At 68.9% G+C, this 17,294-nt stretch carries 16 protein-coding genes; 13 read left to right on the top strand and 3 right to left on the bottom strand.

All coding sequences use genetic code 11. The annotated features are described in order from the left end of the window. The first annotated feature begins 57 nt into the window (after window positions 1-57). The 4 genes from gatC to IT40_RS02620 are packed head-to-tail and all read left to right on the top strand — an operon-like array spanning window position 58 to window position 3,132. Window positions 58-345: an Asp-tRNA(Asn)/Glu-tRNA(Gln) amidotransferase subunit GatC gene (gene gatC, locus IT40_RS02635; protein WP_010393062.1), complete on the top strand. Its 288-nt coding sequence runs from the start codon at window positions 58-60 to the stop codon at window positions 343-345. Continuing rightward, window positions 342-1,823, top strand: a complete 1,482-nt coding sequence (gene gatA / locus IT40_RS02630) for an Asp-tRNA(Asn)/Glu-tRNA(Gln) amidotransferase subunit GatA (protein ID WP_036750216.1) — start codon at window positions 342-344, stop codon at window positions 1,821-1,823. Before gatC ends, gatA begins: the two co-directional genes overlap by 4 nt. 20 nt (window positions 1,824-1,843) lie before the next feature. Continuing rightward, complete coding sequence (locus tag IT40_RS02625; RefSeq protein WP_243700098.1) at window positions 1,844-2,413, top strand: hypothetical protein; 570 nt, start codon at window positions 1,844-1,846, stop codon at window positions 2,411-2,413. Continuing rightward, window positions 2,410-3,132 (top strand): N-acetylmuramoyl-L-alanine amidase, encoded by a 723-nt coding sequence (locus IT40_RS02620; RefSeq protein WP_084196795.1) that lies wholly within the window; start codon window positions 2,410-2,412, stop codon window positions 3,130-3,132. The genes IT40_RS02625 and IT40_RS02620 overlap by 4 nt, the downstream gene beginning before the upstream one ends. Here IT40_RS02620 and IT40_RS02615 read toward each other — a convergent pair. Beyond that, complete coding sequence (locus IT40_RS02615; protein ID WP_036750214.1) at window positions 3,129-3,896, bottom strand: 23S rRNA (adenine(2030)-N(6))-methyltransferase RlmJ; 768 nt, start codon at window positions 3,894-3,896, stop codon at window positions 3,129-3,131. The genes IT40_RS02620 and IT40_RS02615 overlap by 4 nt on opposite strands. A 545-nt stretch (window positions 3,897-4,441) precedes the next feature. Continuing rightward, a complete protein-coding gene (locus IT40_RS02610; RefSeq protein WP_036750211.1) occupies window positions 4,442-4,672 on the bottom strand; it encodes a DUF1127 domain-containing protein in 231 nt (76 codons plus the stop codon). A 328-nt stretch (window positions 4,673-5,000) separates the two neighbouring features. Here IT40_RS02610 and IT40_RS02605 point away from each other — a divergent pair, with 328 nt between their 5' ends. From IT40_RS02605 to murD, 9 genes are all read left to right on the top strand, one after another. Continuing rightward, window positions 5,001-6,104: an Mrp/NBP35 family ATP-binding protein gene (locus IT40_RS02605; protein ID WP_036750208.1), complete on the top strand. Its 1,104-nt coding sequence runs from the start codon at window positions 5,001-5,003 to the stop codon at window positions 6,102-6,104. A 639-nt stretch (window positions 6,105-6,743) separates the two neighbouring features. Further along, entirely contained in the window at window positions 6,744-7,253 is a 510-nt protein-coding gene (gene mraZ, locus IT40_RS02600) for a division/cell wall cluster transcriptional repressor MraZ (RefSeq protein WP_036750205.1), read from the top strand. 3 nt (window positions 7,254-7,256) lie between these two features. Then, window positions 7,257-8,225 (top strand): 16S rRNA (cytosine(1402)-N(4))-methyltransferase RsmH, encoded by a 969-nt coding sequence (gene rsmH / locus IT40_RS02595; protein WP_036750203.1) that lies wholly within the window; start codon window positions 7,257-7,259, stop codon window positions 8,223-8,225. Next, window positions 8,225-8,614 carry a cell division protein FtsL gene (gene ftsL / locus IT40_RS02590; protein WP_036750200.1) on the top strand — a complete coding sequence of 130 codons (390 nt, stop codon included), beginning with the start codon at window positions 8,225-8,227 and terminating at the stop codon, window positions 8,612-8,614. Before rsmH ends, ftsL begins: the two co-directional genes overlap by 1 nt. Beyond that, entirely contained in the window at window positions 8,611-10,416 is a 1,806-nt protein-coding gene (locus IT40_RS02585) for a peptidoglycan D,D-transpeptidase FtsI family protein (RefSeq protein WP_036750197.1), read from the top strand. The genes ftsL and IT40_RS02585 overlap by 4 nt, the downstream gene beginning before the upstream one ends. Next, window positions 10,416-11,915 carry a UDP-N-acetylmuramoyl-L-alanyl-D-glutamate--2,6-diaminopimelate ligase gene (locus IT40_RS02580; RefSeq protein ID WP_240540277.1) on the top strand — a complete coding sequence of 500 codons (1,500 nt, stop codon included), beginning with the start codon at window positions 10,416-10,418 and terminating at the stop codon, window positions 11,913-11,915. The genes IT40_RS02585 and IT40_RS02580 overlap by 1 nt, the downstream gene beginning before the upstream one ends. Then, window positions 11,912-13,297, top strand: a complete 1,386-nt coding sequence (locus IT40_RS02575) for a UDP-N-acetylmuramoyl-tripeptide--D-alanyl-D-alanine ligase (protein WP_036750194.1) — start codon at window positions 11,912-11,914, stop codon at window positions 13,295-13,297. The genes IT40_RS02580 and IT40_RS02575 overlap by 4 nt, the downstream gene beginning before the upstream one ends. Beyond that, entirely contained in the window at window positions 13,297-14,379 is a 1,083-nt protein-coding gene (gene mraY, locus IT40_RS02570) for a phospho-N-acetylmuramoyl-pentapeptide-transferase (RefSeq protein ID WP_036750191.1), read from the top strand. The genes IT40_RS02575 and mraY overlap by 1 nt, the downstream gene beginning before the upstream one ends. A gap of 81 nt (window positions 14,380-14,460) precedes the next feature. After that, window positions 14,461-15,861 carry a UDP-N-acetylmuramoyl-L-alanine--D-glutamate ligase gene (gene murD / locus IT40_RS02565; protein ID WP_036750188.1) on the top strand — a complete coding sequence of 467 codons (1,401 nt, stop codon included), beginning with the start codon at window positions 14,461-14,463 and terminating at the stop codon, window positions 15,859-15,861. Window positions 15,862-15,998: 137 nt separating this feature from the next. Here murD and IT40_RS02560 read toward each other — a convergent pair whose 3' ends face one another. Further along, window positions 15,999-17,147, bottom strand: a complete 1,149-nt coding sequence (locus IT40_RS02560; RefSeq protein WP_036750186.1) for an OmpP1/FadL family transporter — start codon at window positions 17,145-17,147, stop codon at window positions 15,999-16,001. Window positions 17,148-17,294 lie beyond the last annotated feature (147 nt).

Here is a 17,294-nt window from a genome sequence, read left to right as displayed (position 1 = left end):
TGCTTGCCCCGCCCCGGCCGCCCCGGTAAAACCCGGCGCAAGCGAAAGGAGCCTCCCATGGCGATCACCGAGGACGAAGCCCGCAAGGTCGCGCATCTGGCGCGGATTGCGGTCAAGGACGCCGACCTGCCCGCGCTGGCGCAGGAGCTGAACGGCATCCTGCATTTCATGGAACAGCTGAACGAGGTCGATGTCGAGGGCGTCGAGCCGATGACCGGGGTCGAGCCGATGCGCCTCAAGCGCCGCCAGGACGTCGTCACCGATGGCGAGATGCAGGATCTGATCCTGAAGAACGCGCCCGATGCGCGCGAGGGCTTCTTTGCCGTGCCGAAGGTGGTGGAATGAGCGACCTGAACAAACTGACCATCGCCCAGGCCCGCGACGGGCTGCGCAAGGGCGATTTCACCAGCACCGAGCTGACCGAGGCCTGCCTCGGCGCCATCGACGCCGCCGGCGCGCTGAACGCCTATTCTCACAAGACCCCGGAAAAGGCCCGCGAAATGGCGGCGGCGGCCGACAAGCGCATCGCCGCGGGCGACGCGCCCGCCATGTGCGGCATCCCGCTGGGCATCAAGGATCTGTTCTGCACCCGCGACGTGCCGTCCCAGGCCGCGAGCCGGATCCTGGAAGGCTTCCTGCCGCAATATGAATCGACGGTGACGCAGAACCTGTGGGATGCGGGTGCGGTCATGCTGGGCAAGCTCAGCATGGACGAATTCGCCATGGGCTCGTCCAACGAAAGCGCCTGCTATGGCCCGGTGGTCAACCCGTGGAAGGTGGACGACCGGCAGCTGACGCCCGGCGGCTCCTCGGGCGGTTCGGCGGCGGCGGTGGCGGCGGACCTGTGCCTGGCCGCGACCGGCACCGATACCGGCGGCTCGATCCGCCAGCCGGCGGCCTTTACCGGCACCGTCGGGCTGAAGCCGACCTATGGCCGGGTCAGCCGCTGGGGGGTGATCGCCTTTGCCAGCTCGCTGGACCAGGCCGGGCCGATGACCAAGTCGGTCCGCGACGCCGCGATCATGCTGGGCGCCATGGCCTCGGTCGATGCCAAGGATTCGACCAGCGCCGAACGCCCGGTGCCGGATTACGAGGCCGCTCTGACCGGCGACATCCGCGGCCGTCGCATCGGCATTCCGCGCGAATACCGCATGGAGGGCATGTCGGACGAGATCGACGCGCTCTGGCACAAGGCGGCCGAGATGCTGCGCGACGCCGGTGCCGAGGTGGTGGACATCACCCTGCCGCATACGAAATACGCGCTGCCGGCTTACTATGTGATCGCGCCGGCCGAGGCGTCGTCGAACCTCGCGCGCTATGACGGGGTGCGCTATGGCCGCCGCGCCAGGCTGGGCGCCGGCGACGGCGTGGTCGAGATGTATGAAAAGACCCGCGCCGAGGGCTTCGGCCCCGAGGTGCAGCGCCGGGTGATGATCGGCACCTATGTGCTGTCGGCGGGCTTCTACGACGCCTATTACAACCGCGCCCGCAAGGTCCGCGCGCTGATCAAGCGCGACTTCGACCAGGTCTTTGCCGATGGCATCGACGCGATCCTGACGCCGGCCACCCCCAGCGCCGCCTTTGGCCTGGGCGAGATGTCGGGCAAGGATCCGGTCGAGATGTATCTCAACGACGTCTTTACCGTCACGGTGAACCTGGCCGGGCTGCCGGGGATTTCGGTGCCGGTGGGGCTGGATCGGCAGGGCCTGCCGCTGGGAATGCAGCTGATTGGCCGGCCCTGGGACGAAGGCGGGCTCTTGAACCTTGCGCAGAGCCTCGAATCTGCGGCAGGATTTGCGGCGAAACCCTCGCGCTGGTGGTGAGCGGCCTCAAACCGGAGAGAATGATGCGGAACCTGGCGATCCTGGCCCTGCTTGGCCCCGTTCTTGCCCTGGCCGGCTGCGGCGAGAATACGGGCTGGAACCCGAATTACAGCGCCATGCACAATGGTTCGCCCTATGCGGAATACCTGCAAGCGCGCGAGGTCGCGCTGCATGGCAAGGGCCCGGTGCCCAAGGTGATCCCGATCGCCCTGCCGGCGCAGGCGCCCACCGCAGCCCAGATCGCCGGCACGGCGGCAAAGCCGCGGGCCCAGGCAGCCGCCCAAGCCGCGCCTGCCGCGGCAACAGCGCCGCCGGTGCGGGCACCGGCGGCGACGCAGGCCGCGACGCCCTCGCTGGTGCGTTATGCGCAGCAGGAAACCCAGGCGCCGGGCACGCGGAAATACCAGCGCAGCGGCAGTTCCGAATCGGCGGCGGCGCGGGCCTGCCGCAGCTATGCCAGCGCGGATGTGGCGCAAAGCGCCTTCCTCGCGGCGGGCGGGCCGGTGATCGACCCGCGCGGGCTCGACCCGGACGGCGATGGTTTCGCCTGCGGCTGGGATCCGCGCCCGCTGCGCCAATCCGGGCTTTGAGCCCTTCGCCCAATCACGGCGACCGGCGCGGGCAACAGCCTTCGCTGGTCGTGATCCATTACACCGGCATGGCGGACGGCCCCTCGGCCCGCGCCCGGCTCTGCGATCCCGGCGCCGAGGTCAGCGCGCATTGGCTGGTCCACGAGGACGGGACGACCGAGGCGCTGGTGCCCGAGGACCGCCGCGCCTGGCACGCGGGCGCCGGTGCGTGGCAAGGGCGCGAGGACGTGAATTCGCGCAGCATCGGCATCGAACTGGTCAATCCCGGCGACCGGCCCTTCCCCGAGCCGCAGATGGCGGCGCTCGAGGCGCTGCTCGGCGCCATCATGGCGCGCTGGTCCATCCCGCCCCAGGGCGTGATCGCCCATTCCGACATGGCGCCGGGGCGCAAGATCGACCCCGGCCCGCGTTTCGACTGGCGCCGGCTGGCCTTGCAGGGGCTTGCAGTCTGGCCCGAGGGGCCGGGCCCCGACCTGCCGCTGGCCGACAGCCTGGCCCGCATCGGCTATCCCGAGGATCCGGCGCGCCTCGCCGCCTTCCGCCTGCACTTCCGCCCCTGGGCCGATGGTCCCGAGGACGAAACCGACCGCCGGCTGGCCGCGGCGCTGGCTTATCGCGAGCTTCTTTCGTGCCCAAATATCCCGCAGGGGGAGGCCGCCGCGGCAGCGGCGGACGGGGGACGCGAAGTCCCCCCGCAACGATCCAACAAGCGGTCCTAGAAAAGCGCCTCGATTCGCCGGGCCTCGGTCTCCAGCCCATAGGGCGCATTCAGCACCACCATGCCCGAGCCGACCATGCCATGGCCGGGCCGCGCCGGCGGGAATCGCACCTCCGAGACCAGCGCCTCGGGATGGTTGCGGCGCAGCGCCTCGACCATGGGCGCATGGCGGCTGTCGGCCAGGATCGGATACCACAGCGCGATCACGCCGACGTTCCACTTGCGCGCCAGCTTGGCGACATGGCGCGGGATGGCGTCGTAATCGGCCTTGACCTCATAGCTGGGGTCAATCAGCAGCAATCCGCGCCGCGGCGTGGGCGGGCAGATCGCCTGCGCCATCTGGAACCCGTCCTGCCGGTGCAGATGCGCAAAGCCTGCGACCTCGGCCAGCGCCTGGTGCTCGGCCGGGTGCAGCTCGGCCAGATGCGCCACGTCGCCAGGGCGCAGGAAATGCCGCGCGATCAGCGGCGAGCCGGGATAGGCGGTCGCGCCATGACGGGCGCGCACCGCCTCCAGCGCAAGGCGCAGCGGGTGATCCGTGGGCAGCCAGTTTTCGGAAAGCGCGCGGGTGATGCCGGCGGCCGCCTCGCCGGTCTTTTCCGCCTCGGGCGCCGACAGGTCGTAAAGGCCGCGCCCGGCATGGGTTTCCAGATAACTCAGCGGCTTCGGCTTGGCGGTCAGATAGGCCAGCACCCAAGCCAGCAGCGCGTGCTTGTGCAGGTCGGCCAGGTTCCCGGCGTGATAGGCGTGCTGATAGGACAACATGTCCCGCGATTAACCCGATGGCCCGGAAATGAAAAGCGGCGGCGCCCAGGGAGGAGGAGGGGGCACCGCCGCGCAACGCTGGCCCAGGGAGGAGGAGGGGCCGCGTATGGGGTGCGGCAATGGCAGGGAGGAGGAGGCCATTACCGCTAGCTGACGGTCCCAGGGAGGAGGAGAGGACCGTCGCATTCCGTTCCGCCTTGCGGCGGTGTTTTGGCGGCGCCCTCCAGGGAGGAGGAGGGGAGGGCGCCGCGCAGAACGGGAAGCCCAGGGAGGAGGAGGGGCTTCGCCGTGTCGGTTTGGCGGCGCCTCCGGGAGGAGGAAAGAGGCTGCCGCCGGACCGCGAGACCCAGGGAGGAGGAGGGGTCTCGCCGTATGGGGTGGCGGCATCCCCAGGGAGGAGGAGGGGGAGCCGCCGGAACCGTGAAGCCCAGGGAGGAGGAGGGGCTTCACCGTATCTGAGCGGCGGCATCCTCAGGGAGGAGGAGGGAGGATGCCGCCTGAACCCGGACCCAAGGGAGGAGGAGTGGGTCGGGTGTTCTATTCGTTTACTTCGTGCCCCAGGCGGCTTCGTAAGCCACGCTGCGGATGTTGCCGCGGTTCAGGCCCAGGTCGGCCAGTTCGCGGTTGGACAGGTCGCCCAGTTCGCGCAGGGTCTGGCGATAGACCGCCCGGCGGGCCATATGGTCACGGACATTGGCCACGAATTTCGCGATCGCGCCGTTGCCGGCGATGTCGTTGCGGTGCATACCGCCATGGATCAGATCGAGAACAGCCATTTCATTCACTCTTTCGTCTTGCGGATGGCGCGGTCGGTTTTCCCTGTCGCGCTGTTGAGACGAACATGGTCCCTTTTCTGCATCTGCACAATGGCCGCGGGCGAGATGCTGCTATGCAGAATCTACATGGCTGTTTCTGGGACACTGTTACAAAGCGTTAATAATCCGTGAATTTTTCAGCCTTTTTACAAGCTGGATCAAGTTTCCCTAGCAGATCGGTCGTATTTTACGCGGGGTCACAGGGGGTTAGCGGTATCAGCCCGCAAGCCCGGCTTGCCCATCCCCGCGCGAATTGCGATGCTGCGGGCGCTTTGATGCGGGGGTAGCCATGACCATCTCACGGGAACGTGTGCTTCAGGAACTTGCCCAGATCGCGGTTCCGGGGGGCGGCAACCTGGTTTCGGCCGATCTGGTGCGCGCGCTCAACGTCGAATCGGGCGCGGTGCGATTCGTCATCGAGGCGGCCGATGCGGCCTCTGCCCGCGCGCTGGTCCCGGTCGAGGCCGAGGCGCAGCGCCGGCTGTCCGCCCTGCCGGGGGTGGAGAAGGTGCAGATCGTCACCACCGCCCCGACCGCGCCGCGCGGCGGTGCCCCGCAGGTCGCGGCCCGTTCGGGCGGCGAGGCACCGCCCAGCCTGAAGATCGGCCGCCACCCCACGCCCCAGGCCGGCCCCGCGCCGGTCAGCGGCGTGGCGCGAATCCTGGCCGTCGGCTCGGGCAAGGGCGGGGTCGGGAAATCGACGCTGACCTCGAACCTGGCGGTGGCGCTGGCGCGCAAGGGGCGGCGGGTCGGCTTGCTGGACGCCGACATATACGGTCCCTCGCAGCCGCGCATGCTGGGCCTGACCGGGCAGCGCCCCACCAGCGACGGCCAGATGATCGAGCCGCTGCACGCCCATGGCGTCACCGTCATGTCGCTGGGCCTGATGATGAAGGAAGGCGAGGCGGTGGTCTGGCGCGGCCCGATGCTGATGGGCGCGCTGCAGCAGATGCTGAACCAGGTGAAATGGGGCGAGCTGGACGTGCTGCTGGTCGACCTGCCACCCGGCACGGGCGACGTGCAGCTGTCGCTGTGCCAGAAGGCGCAGGTCAGCGGGGCGATCATCGTCTCGACCCCGCAGGACGTGGCGCTGATCGACGCCCGCCGCGCCATCGACATGTTCGACAAGCTCAAGACCCCGGTGCTGGGGCTGGTCGAGAACATGTCCACCTATATCTGCCCCAATTGCGGCCACGAGGCGCATCTGTTCGGCCATGGCGGCGTCGCCGCCGAGGCCGCGGCGCTGGACCTGCCCTTCCTGGGCGAAATCCCGTTGAACCTGGACCTGCGGCTTGCGGGCGATGCCGGCACGCCGATCGCGGCCGGCGACGGGCCGGTGGCGCAATCCTTCGTCCGGCTGGCCGAGCGGCTGATCGCCGGCGGCATGGCCTGACCCGGCCTTTCGCACCCGGCCGGGAAAACACGGGAAGCGGGTCCGGGAAATCATGGGAACGGCCCCTGGATTCCGAATCACCGCGGCGTGATTGCCCGTGAAGGCCGGTCGAATCGGCAAGCTTTCCCCTTTTTCGACGAAAGAATCGCCCCTTCACCCGGTCGCGTGGGACGATTCTGGGAAATGGTGGGATTTATTTGCCACATCGGCGCTCCATACTACATCTAGTGGCTGTTCTATCCCTGCATCCGATACCTTCCCCTGTGATCGCGCCGGTGTGAATTTGTTCGCGCCGCGTTCGCCGGCAATAGCCCGCCTGCGCCCAGGTTCCGACCAAACAAATCCATTGCGTCCCATGAATTCCCATGGCATCCCTTGGCTCACGGAACGGGCTCGAGGGGCGCCAAGACCCCAAAAGGCGACAAGCAGCTTTCATACAGGCAACCCGTTTCCGAATGACCTCTGCGGCGCGCGAGCAGCACCTCCCCCAGGTGGCGCGAAACGCAGGGCGCGATCCCCGAAACTACGGGGCCCAGAGATGGGAACGAGGGCGGCGGATCGGGCAGTGGCAGCAGCCCGGTCCGCCTTTCCTTTTCGGGCAAACCGGAAAGGTCGGGACAGTGAAAGGAGGGCGCGCCGTTGGCACGCCGTTTCAGAGGGTCGGAAGAGGTCAAGGTGGACGCGAAGGGTCGCGTTTCCATCCCGGCCAAGTTCCGCCGGGTCTTTGAAGCCTCCGATCCCGACTGGCAGGCCGGCAAGCGCGCACAGCTGGTCATCGTCTACGGCACCCGCGACTGGAACTGGCTGCAGCTTTTCACCATCGAGGCGATGGAAGAGATCGAGGACGGCATCGCCCGCATGCCGCGCGGCTCGGCCGCCCGCAACCTTCTGGAAAACATCTACCAGGGTCACGCCGACGAGGCCGAGATCGACGGCGACGGCCGCCTGGTCCTGCCGCAGAAGCTGCGCGAGAAGATCGGCCTGACCGACAGCGCCTTCTTCATCTCGGCCGGCGACAGCCTGAAGGTCTGGACCCCCGAGGCCTATGCCGAGGAAGAGCGCGCGCTGGAAGCCCGCGTGCCGGAACTGGAGCCGGGCGCCGATCCGCTGTCGCTGCTGGCCCCCGCCGCGGCGAAGGACGAGGGCTAGGGCATGGTCGAGGCTCCGCATATCCCCGTCCTGCTTGGCCCGCTGTTGCGGGCCGTTCAGCCTGTGACGGGCACCTGGGTCGACGGCACCTTCGGCGCCGGCGGCTATGCCCGCGGCCTGCTGGAACAGGGCGCCGACCGGGTGATCGGTATCGACCGCGACCCGGCGGTCTTTCGCATGGCCGAAGCCTGGGCGGGCGAATATGGCGACCGGCTGCGGTTGGTCCAGGGTACGTTCTCGGATCTCGACAGGCTGGCCGGCGGGCCGGTCGACGGCGTGGTGCTGGACCTTGGCGTCAGCTCGATGCAACTCGACCAGCCCGAGCGCGGCTTTTCCTTTTTGCGCGACGGGCCCTTGGACATGCGCATGGGCGGCGAGGGGCCGACGGCGGCCGACCTGCTGAACAGAGCCCCCGAATCGGTCATCGCCGACGTGCTCTATCTCTACGGCGAGGAGCGCGCCTCGCGCCGCATCGCCAAGGCCATCGTCGCTGCCCGGCCGCTGAGCCGCACCGGCCAGCTTTCCGACATCGTCGCCGGCTGCCTGCCGCGCGCGAAGCCGGGGCAGAGCCATCCCTCGACCCGCGCCTTCCAGGCGATCCGCATCTGGGTGAACGACGAATTCGGCCAGCTGGTCGCCGGGCTTGCGGCGGCCGAACGGGCGCTGCGGCCGGGCGGCAAGCTGGCCGTGGTCAGCTTCCATTCGCTCGAGGACCGGATCGTCAAGCGGTTCATGCAGGCGCGCTCGAACAGCGCCGGCGGCGGCAGCCGTTATGCGCCCGAGGCCGCGCGCGAAGAGCCGGCCTTCACGCTGCCCTTCCGCCGCGCCATCGGCGCGGACGAGGCCGAGCTGGCGGCGAATCCGCGCGCCCGCTCGGCGTTGTTGCGGGTCGGCATCCGCACCGCGGCGCCGGCCGGCCGGGTCGATCCGGCGGGGCTGGGCCTGCCGCTGCTGTCGGAAAGGGGGGCGTGATGCGTTCGGTGCTTTACCTTCTGACCGCGCTTTCGGTGATGGGGCTGGCCTTCTGGGCCTATCGCGAGAATTACCGCACTCAGGCTGCCATCAGCGAGATGAGCGACATCCAGCGCCAGATCGGCCGCCTGCGCGAGGATCTGGGCGTTCTGCGCGCGGAATGGGCCTATCTGAACCGCCCCGAGCGCCTGCGCCAGCTGGTCGACCTGAATTTCGAGCGGCTGAAGCTGGTGCCCTTCGGTTCCGACCAGTTCGTGGACGTGGGGCAGGTGGCCTTCCCGGCGCCCCGGTCGCCCGAGCCCGCCCCCGGTTCCGCTGCCGATGCCGATCTGCCGGTCGAACGTCCCGCCGGCTTCCCGCCCCGCAGACCACAGGAGAGCACGCCATGATCCGCACCCCGCTGCGCCCGCTGGCCCGCATCCTTCGCGCCCGCGAAACAGGCGAGAACCCCGATGCCATCGAGGCCGAGAACCGCGCCCAAAGGCATGCCGCGATCCAGGAAAGGGCGCGCGGCAGCGCCCGGACCCGGCTGTTCTTCATGTCCTGCGCCTTTGCGCTGGCCTTTGGCACCGTGGGCGCCAAGATGGGCGTGCTGGCCGCCAGCCAGCCCAGCGAGCCGCGGGTCCAGACCACCGGCGCGCAGATCATCTCGCAGCGCGCCGACATCACCGACCGGCAGGGGCGGGTGCTGGCCACCAACCTGCTGACCCATTCGCTTTACGCCCATCCCCAGCAGATGGTCGAGCCCGAGCGCGCGGCGCGCGAACTGGTCCGCATCTTCCCCGACCTGGAGATCGAGCGGCTGCAAAAGGACTTTACCGGCAAGCGCACCTTCGTCTGGATCAAGAAGAAGATCAGCCCCGAACAGATGCAGGCCGTGCATGACATCGGCGAGCCGGGGCTGCTGTTCGGCCCGCGCGAGATGCGGCTTTACCCGAATGGCCATATCGCCGCGCATATCCTGGGCGGCGCCACCTTCGGCAAGGAAGACGTGGCCAGCGCCGAGGTCGTCGGCGTCGCCGGCGTCGAAAAGGCCTTCGACCACTGGCTGCGCGATCCGGCCAATGACGGCGCGCCGCTGGCGCTTTCGCTGGACCTGACCGTCCAGGCCGCCATGGAGGAGGTGCTGGGCAACGGCATGAAGGTCATGAACGCCAAAGGCGCCACCGGCATCCTGATGGAGGTCAAGACCGGCGAGATCCTGGCCATGGCCAGCCTGCCCGATTTCGACCCCAACGACCGGCCGCGACCGCTGCTCAAGGGCGATCCCTCGGACAGCCCGCTGTTCAACCGCGCGGTGCAGGGACAGTATGAATTGGGCTCGACCTTCAAGATCTTCCCGGTGGCGCAGGCCATCGACCTCAAGCTGGTCAGCCCGGCCACGATGATCAACGCCAAGGCGCCGATGAAGATCGGCAAATACCTGATCAACGAGTTCCGGGGCCACAATTACGGCACGCTTTCGGTGACGGACATCATCGTGAAGTCGTCGAACGTCGGCACCGTCCGGGTGGCCCAGCTGCTGGGCGCCGAGCGGCAGAGGGATTTCCTGCAGAAGCTGGGCTTCTTCGAGCCGACGCCGATCGAGATGAGCGAGGCGCCGACCGGCAAGCCGCTGGTGCCCAAGCGCTGGCCCGCCGTGACCTCGGCCACCGTGGCCTTCGGGCACGGGCTGGCGGCCAGCCCGCTGCATCTGGCCGCGGCCTATGCGACGGTCGCGAACGGCGGCAAGCGGGTGATGCCGACGCTGATCCACGACCGCCGCCCGCGCGGCGGCGAGCAGGTGCTGTCGCCCGAGGCCGCGCAGATCGCCGTGCAGATGCTGCGCCAGGTGGTGGTCCGCGGCAGCGGCCGCAGCGCCAATGTCGAGGGCTACGAGGTCGCGGGCAAGACCGGCACCGCCGACAAGCCGCGCCCGACGGGGGGCTATTACGGCAACAAGGTGGTCTCGACCTTCGCCTCGGTATTCCCGGCCAGCGATCCGCAATATGTGCTGGTGCTGTCGCTGGACGAGCCCTCGACCATCGGCCCCGGCGGCGAAAGCCGCACCGCGGGCGCGACCTCGGCGCCGGTGGCGGCCGAGGTGATCCGCCGCGTCGCACCGCTCTTGGGCCTGCGCCCGGCCACCGAATCGCAATTGCCGATGGTTGAACGGCCTTTGCCCGATGGGCTAAAGCTCGTCTCGAACTGATGAGCGGAGGCTTCGTGACCGAGCGGGCGATGCGGCTGTCCCTTCTGGGGCTGAGGGGGGACAAGGGGCGCGACCCCGAGATAACGGGCCTTGCCGTGGATTCGCGGCAGGTCAGGCCCGGCCATCTGTTCGCGGCCCTGCCGGGTTCGGCCGCGCATGGGGGCGAGTTCATCCAATATGCGCTGCGCCAGGGCGCGGCCGCGATCCTGACCGACCGCAAGGGCGCCGAGATCGCCGCCGAGGTGCTGGCCGGCGCCGATGCCGCGCTGGTGGTGGCCGAGGATCCTCGCGCCGCGCTGGCGGGCGCGAGCGCCCTGTGGTTTGCCGCCCAGCCCGAGACGATGGTCGCCGTCACCGGCACCTCGGGCAAGACCTCGGTCGCCACCTTCACCCGGCAGATCTGGCAGGCGTTGGGCCACAAGGCGATCAGCCTGGGCACCATGGGCGTGCAGGGCGACTACCAGGCCAAGCTGGCCCATACCACGCCCGAGCCGATCACCCTGCACCGGGTGCTGGCCGAGGCGGCGGCTGCTGGCGTCACCCATGCGGCGATGGAGGCCAGCTCGCACGGGCTCGACCAGCGCCGGCTGGACGGGGTGCGGCTGAAGGCCGGCGCCTTCACCAATTTCAGCCAGGACCACCTGGATTATCACAAGGACTTCGACGAATATTTTGCCGCCAAGGCGCTGCTTTTCGATCATCTGCTGGACGAGGGCGCCGGGGCGGTCGTCAATATCGACGACCCGCGCGGCCGGCAGATGGCGGGGATCGCGCGCGAACGCGGCCTCGATCTGACGACCATCGGCAAGGACGCGGCGGCCGACCTGCGCATCCTGGGCCAGCGCTATGACGCGACCGGGCAGGACTTGCGCTTCAGCCTGCATGGCCAGGCGCATCTGGTGCGGCTGGCGCTGATCGGCGGCTTCCAGGCGGAAAACGTGCTGGCCGCCGCCGGCCTGGCCATTGCCGCCGGCGACGAGGCGCCCCGTGTGATCGAGACCCTGCCGGGGCTGACCACCGTGCGCGGCCGCATGGAACTGGCGGCGATGCGGGAAAACGGTGCTGCGGTCTTCGTCGACTACAGCCACAAGCCGGGCGCGCTGGCCTCGGCCCTGCAAAGCCTGCGCCCGCATGTCATGGGCCGCATCGTCGTGGTCTTTGGCGCCGGCGGCGACCGCGACCGGCTCAAGCGCCCGCTGATGGGCGAGGCGGCGCGGCAATTCGCCGACCTGGTCTATGTGACCGACGACAACCCGCGCAGCGAAGACCCGGCCGCGATCCGCGCCGAAGTGCTGGCCGGCGCCGGCCCCGAGGCCATCGAGGTCGGCGACCGCGCCGAGGCGATCCTGCGCGCTGTCGATGCCTTGCAGCCGGGCGACGCGCTGCTGATCGCCGGCAAGGGCCACGAGACCGGCCAGATCATCGGCAACGACGTTTATCCCTTCGACGATGCCGAGCAGGCCTCGGTGGCCGTCGCGGCGCTGGATGGCAAGATATGACGCTGTGGACCTCGCAGGATGCCGCCGCCGCGACCGGCGGCCGCGCCACCCGTGACTTTGCTGTCGGCGGCGTCTCCATCGACACCCGCACCATCCGGCCGGGCGACCTGTTCGTTGCCCTGCAGGCCGCCCGCGACGGCCACGACTTCGTCGCCCAGGCCCTGGAAAAGGGCGCCGGCGCCGCGCTGGTGAGCCGCATCCCCGAGGGCGTGGCCCCGGATGCGCCGCTGCTGGTCGTCCCCGACGTCCTGCAGGCGCTGGAGGCGCTTGGCCGCGCCGGCCGCGCCCGGATGGGCGGCAAGGTCATCGCCATCACCGGCTCGGTCGGCAAGACCTCGACCAAGGAGATGGCGCGCATCGCGCTTGCCGGGCAGGGCAGCATCCACGCGGCCGAGGCCAGCTACAACAACCATTGGGGCGTGCCCCTGACGCTGGCGCGCATGCCCCAGGACACCGATTTCGCCATCATCGAGATCGGCATGAACCATCCGGGCGAGATCGAGCCGCTGGCCCGCCTCGCCCGCCCGCATGTGGCCATGATCACCACCGTCGCCGCCGCCCACCTGGAGGCTTTCGGCACCATCGAGGGCATCGCCCGCGAAAAGGGCGCGATCTTTCGCGGTCTCATGCAGCCCGGCAGCGCCATCCTGCCCGAGGATCTGCCGGTCACGCAATTGCTGCGCGACTGCGCCGACGAGGCCGGCGCCATCGTCATCGGCTTCGGCCAGCAGGGCATGGCCCGGCCGCTGAAGGCCGAGACGGTGGACGGCATCACCCAGGTCCGCGCCCGCGTGCTGGGCGATGTGGTGGATTTCACCCTGGCGACTCCGGGCACGCATTTCGTCATGAACGCGGTCGGCGTGCTGGCGGCGCTGTCGGCCGCGGGGGCCGACGTGGCCCAGGCGGCGGCGCGCCTTTCCGACTGGCGCCCGCCGCTGGGCCGCGGCGCGGTCGAGGATCTGGGCGGCATCCGGCTGATCGACGATGCCTATAACTCCAACCCCACCTCGCTTTCGGCCGGGCTTGCGACGCTGGCGCGGCTGACCGGCGGGCGCCGGGTGGCGATCCTGGGCGACATGCTGGAACTCGGCCCGGACGAGATCGCGCTCCATGCCGGCATGGCCGCCGATCCCGCGATGCCGGCCGTCGACCTGGTCCATACCGCCGGCCCGCGCATGCGCGCCCTGCACGAGGCGCTGCCCCAGGCCCGCCGCGGGCGCCATGCCGAAACCGCCGCAGAACTGGCCGAGAGCGTGGCCGAACTGGTCGCGCCCGGCGATATCGTGCTCGTGAAGGGTTCGAAGTCCTCCAGGGTCTCGACGGTGGTTGACGCGCTGCGGCGGACGCGCCAAAGCACGCCCCCTGGCGAAAGGACAGCGTAATGCTCTATTGGCTCACGAACCTCTCCGACGGCGGGGATTTCTTCAACCTTTTCCGATATATCACCTTCCGGGCCGGGGGCGCCTTCTTCACCGCGCTGCTCTTCGGCTTCTTCTTCGGCCGGCCGCTGATCGACCTGCTGCGCCGCAAGCAGAAAAAGGGCCAGCCGATCCGCGACGACGGGCCGCAGAACCATTTCTCCAAGGCCGGCACCCCGACCATGGGCGGGCTGCTGATCCTCGCCGCGCTCAGCATCGGCACGCTGCTCTGGGCGCGGCTCGACAACGGCTATGTCTGGATCGTGCTTTTGGTCACGCTGGGCTTCGCCGCCATCGGCTTTGCCGACGACTATGCCAAGGTCACGAAGCAGCATCACGCGGGGCTCTCGGGCAAGGTGCGGCTGCTGATCGGGCTCTGCATCGCCGCCGCCGCCGGCGCCGCGGCCGCCTGGCTGCACCCGGCGGCGCTCAGCGGCGAGCTGGCGCTGCCCTTCTTCAAGGATGCGCTGATCAACCTGGGCCTGCTCTACGTGCCCTTCGCCGTGCTGGTGATCCTGGGCGCGGCCAATGCGGTGAACCTGACCGACGGGCTCGACGGGCTGGCGATCATGCCGGTGATGATCGCGGCCGGCAGCTTCGCGGTGATCGCCTATATGGTCGGCAACGCGAATTTCGCCAATTACCTCGGCGTGCATTTCGTGCCCGGCACCGGGGAGCTTGCGGTCTTCGTCGCGGCGCTGATCGGCGGCGGCCTGGGCTTCCTGTGGTATAACGCGCCCCCCGCCGCCGTCTTCATGGGCGATACCGGCAGCCTCGCGCTCGGCGGTGCCCTGGGCGCCATCGCGGTCGTCACCAAGCACGAGATCGTCCTGGCCATCGTCGGCGGGCTTTTCGTGGTCGAGGCGCTGTCGGTCATCATCCAGGTGCTCTATTTCAAGCGCACCGGCAAGCGGGTGTTCCTGATGGCCCCGATCCACCACCATTTCGAAAAGAAGGGCTGGGGCGAGGCGCAGATCGTGATCCGTTTCTGGATCATCGCGCTGATCCTGGCGCTGATCGGGCTTGCCACCCTGAAGCTGCGCTGACAGGCTTTCTCCGTTTTGCAAATACTCTCGGGGGGTCCGGGGGGCGAAGCGCCCCCGGCCTGCAACAGCGAAGGAAACAGCATGATCCCGGTCCAGGGCGTCCAGAACCAGACCATCGCCGTGCTCGGCCTCGGCCGCTCGGGCCGCGCCACCGCCGCCGCGCTCGCCGCGGGCGGCGCTCGGGTCGTGGTCTGGGACGACGGGCTGGACACCCGCGAACAGGCGGCGGCCGACGGCATGACCGTCCTCGACCTGACCCGCGACGCCAATTGGGACGGCATCTCGGCGCTGATCACCAGCCCCGGCATCCCGCATCTCTACCCCAAGCCGCACCCGGTCATCGCGAAAGCCTATGAACTCGGCGTGCCGGTCGACAACGACATCGGCCTGTTCTTCCGCAGCTTCGCCACGGCGGAATGGGAACGGTTCGACACCACCCCGCGCGTCATCGCCGTGACCGGCTCGAACGGCAAATCCACCACCACCGCGCTGATCCACCATATCCTGAAGGAAGCCGGCCGCCCGACCCAGATCGGCGGCAATATCGGCACCGGCGTGCTGTCGCTGGAACCCGCCCATGACGGCGAGGTGGTGGTGCTGGAACTCTCCAGCTACCAGACCGACCTGGCCCGCGCCCTGACCCCGGATGTCGCCGTCTTCACGAATCTTTCGCCCGACCATCTCGACCGCCATGGCGGCCTGGGCGGCTATTTCGCCGCCAAGCGCCGGCTTTTCGCCGAGGGCGGGCCGGACCGCGCCGTGATCGGCGTCGATGAGCCCGAGGGCCGCTATCTTGCCGGCCAGCTTGCCATGGCCCCTTCGGACGACCGGGTGATCCGCATCTCCTCGGGGCAGAAGCTCGATCATTTCGGCTGGTCGGTCTTTGCCCGCAAGGGCTTCCTTTCGGAATACCGCAAGGGCCGCCAGGCCGGTTCGATCGACCTGCGCGAGGTCAAGGGGCTGCCAGGCGAGCACAACCACCAGAACGCCTGCGCCGCCTATGCCGCGACCCGCGCCGTCGGCATCGCCCCGCGCGAGATCGAGCGCGCCTTCCACAGCTTCCAGGGCCTGCCGCATCGCAGCCAGACCGTGGCCGAGATCGGCGGCGTGGCCTGGGTCAACGACAGCAAGGCCACCAATGTCGATGCCGCCGCCAAGGCGCTGGCCGCCTTCCCGCGCATCCGCTGGATCGCCGGCGGCATGGGCAAGGACGGCGGCATCGAGGCGCTGGCCCCCTTCCTCGGCAATGTCACCAAGGCCTATCTGATCGGCCATTCCGCCCGCGACTTCGCGCTCCAGATCGGCCAGACCCCGCATGAGATCGCCGAGACCATGGAGCAGGCCGTCGCCCGCGCCGCGGCCGAGGCCCAGCCGGGCGAGACGGTGCTGCTTGCCCCCGCCGCCGCCAGCTTCGACCAATACCCGAATTTCGAAAAGCGCGGCGAGCATTTCACCGCCCTGGTCCAGGCCTTGCGCGGCTGATCTTCTCCTCGATCTTCTCTGTTCTGCAAATACTCATGCGACGGCGCCCGCCGGCGATGTTCCATGGGTATTTAAGCAACGAAGAAGCTGTGAAAATGGCCCCGGCGCGAGCCGGGGCCTTCAAGCTTTCGCCAATCTTAGAAGGAATAGCCGATGCGGACCCCGATGCCCCAGGCGTCGCCGTCATCCATCCTGGCGACCTCGCGCTTGTTGCCGCTGGGCCCGACGCCAAGGGTCGCGTCGCCCAGCTTGGTATAGTTGATGCCGGTGGTGATCTTGATGTTGTCCATGGTATAGACCGCCGCCAGCGTCACGCCCTTGCGGCCGTTGACCGGGGCCAACGGCGACACGGTGTCGCCTTCGCTCGGCTCATACAGGAACGAGATCGACCCCGACCAGTTCTCGGTGAACTTGCGTCCCACGCCGATGGTGTAGGTGGTCGTGTCCTCGACCTCGACCAGCGGCACGTCGCCCAGCGGGGTGGGCCGCGGGAAAACCAGGTTCTCCACCTTGAACTCGGACCACTTCACCCAGCGGATCGAGCCGAACAGCAGCGTGTCGGCAGCAATTCCCGTCTGGCCCTCCAGCGTCCAGCTGCGCGGAGTCTTCACTTCATAATCGTCGGCCGCGATTTCGGTGCCGCTGAACCCCTCGTGCATCTTGAAGTCGTGGGTGATCGGCGAATTGTAGGTCAGCGAGACCCGCGCGGCGATCTCTGGCATCTCATAAGCCACTCCCGCGACCCAGCCCATGCCCCAGGCGCCGTCCAGGTCGAGATCATATCCGCTTACGCCTGCCGGCGGGGCGCCGCCATATCCCGTGCCGCGCAGCCGAACCTTACCGTCGGCGTGCGAACCGCGAATGCCGCCATGCACCGAAAAGTTGTTGTCGAACTTGTAGCGCAGCAGCGCGGTGTAGGTGGTCGAATTGACCTCGACCGCCGTGCCGTCCAGCACATCCATCAACGGCGATGGAGCGGCGAGCATGGGATAGCGCACATCCGCGCCGAAGGGCTGCTCGACGATGATCGCGCCGGACAGGTTGTCGGTGAACTGGTGCTTGTAGGCGAGACCGAAGAAGCCGTAGCCCTGCGCCACGTCACCCGTCCCGAAGCCCGCGGCATCCGTGCCCTGCACGTCCGGGTTCACCCCGCCGAAGCTCAGTTCGGCGTAGTTTCCCTGCTCGAACAGCGGCGCCAGCGATTGCGGCGCGCGCTCGATCCCGCCGGCCAGAACGGGCGCGGCGCTTGCCAGCAGGGCGCCGATGCCGGTGACGATCCTTTTCATGGTTTTCCTCCCTAGCCAGGTTCGTGACGAACCCCTTGGTTCAACCTGCGGCAGCCTGCCCGCTTGCGTCAATCGCCGGCGCCCGGTAACGCGGCGTTCTGACGCATCCGGCCGCTCTGGCGTGGCCTGCCGGCAACGCTATGACAT

The sequence above is a fragment of the Paracoccus versutus genome (assembly GCF_000763885.1).
GTDB classification, from domain to species: domain Bacteria; phylum Pseudomonadota; class Alphaproteobacteria; order Rhodobacterales; family Rhodobacteraceae; genus Paracoccus; species Paracoccus versutus.
This window is presented reverse-complemented; position numbering and strand designations above follow the sequence as displayed.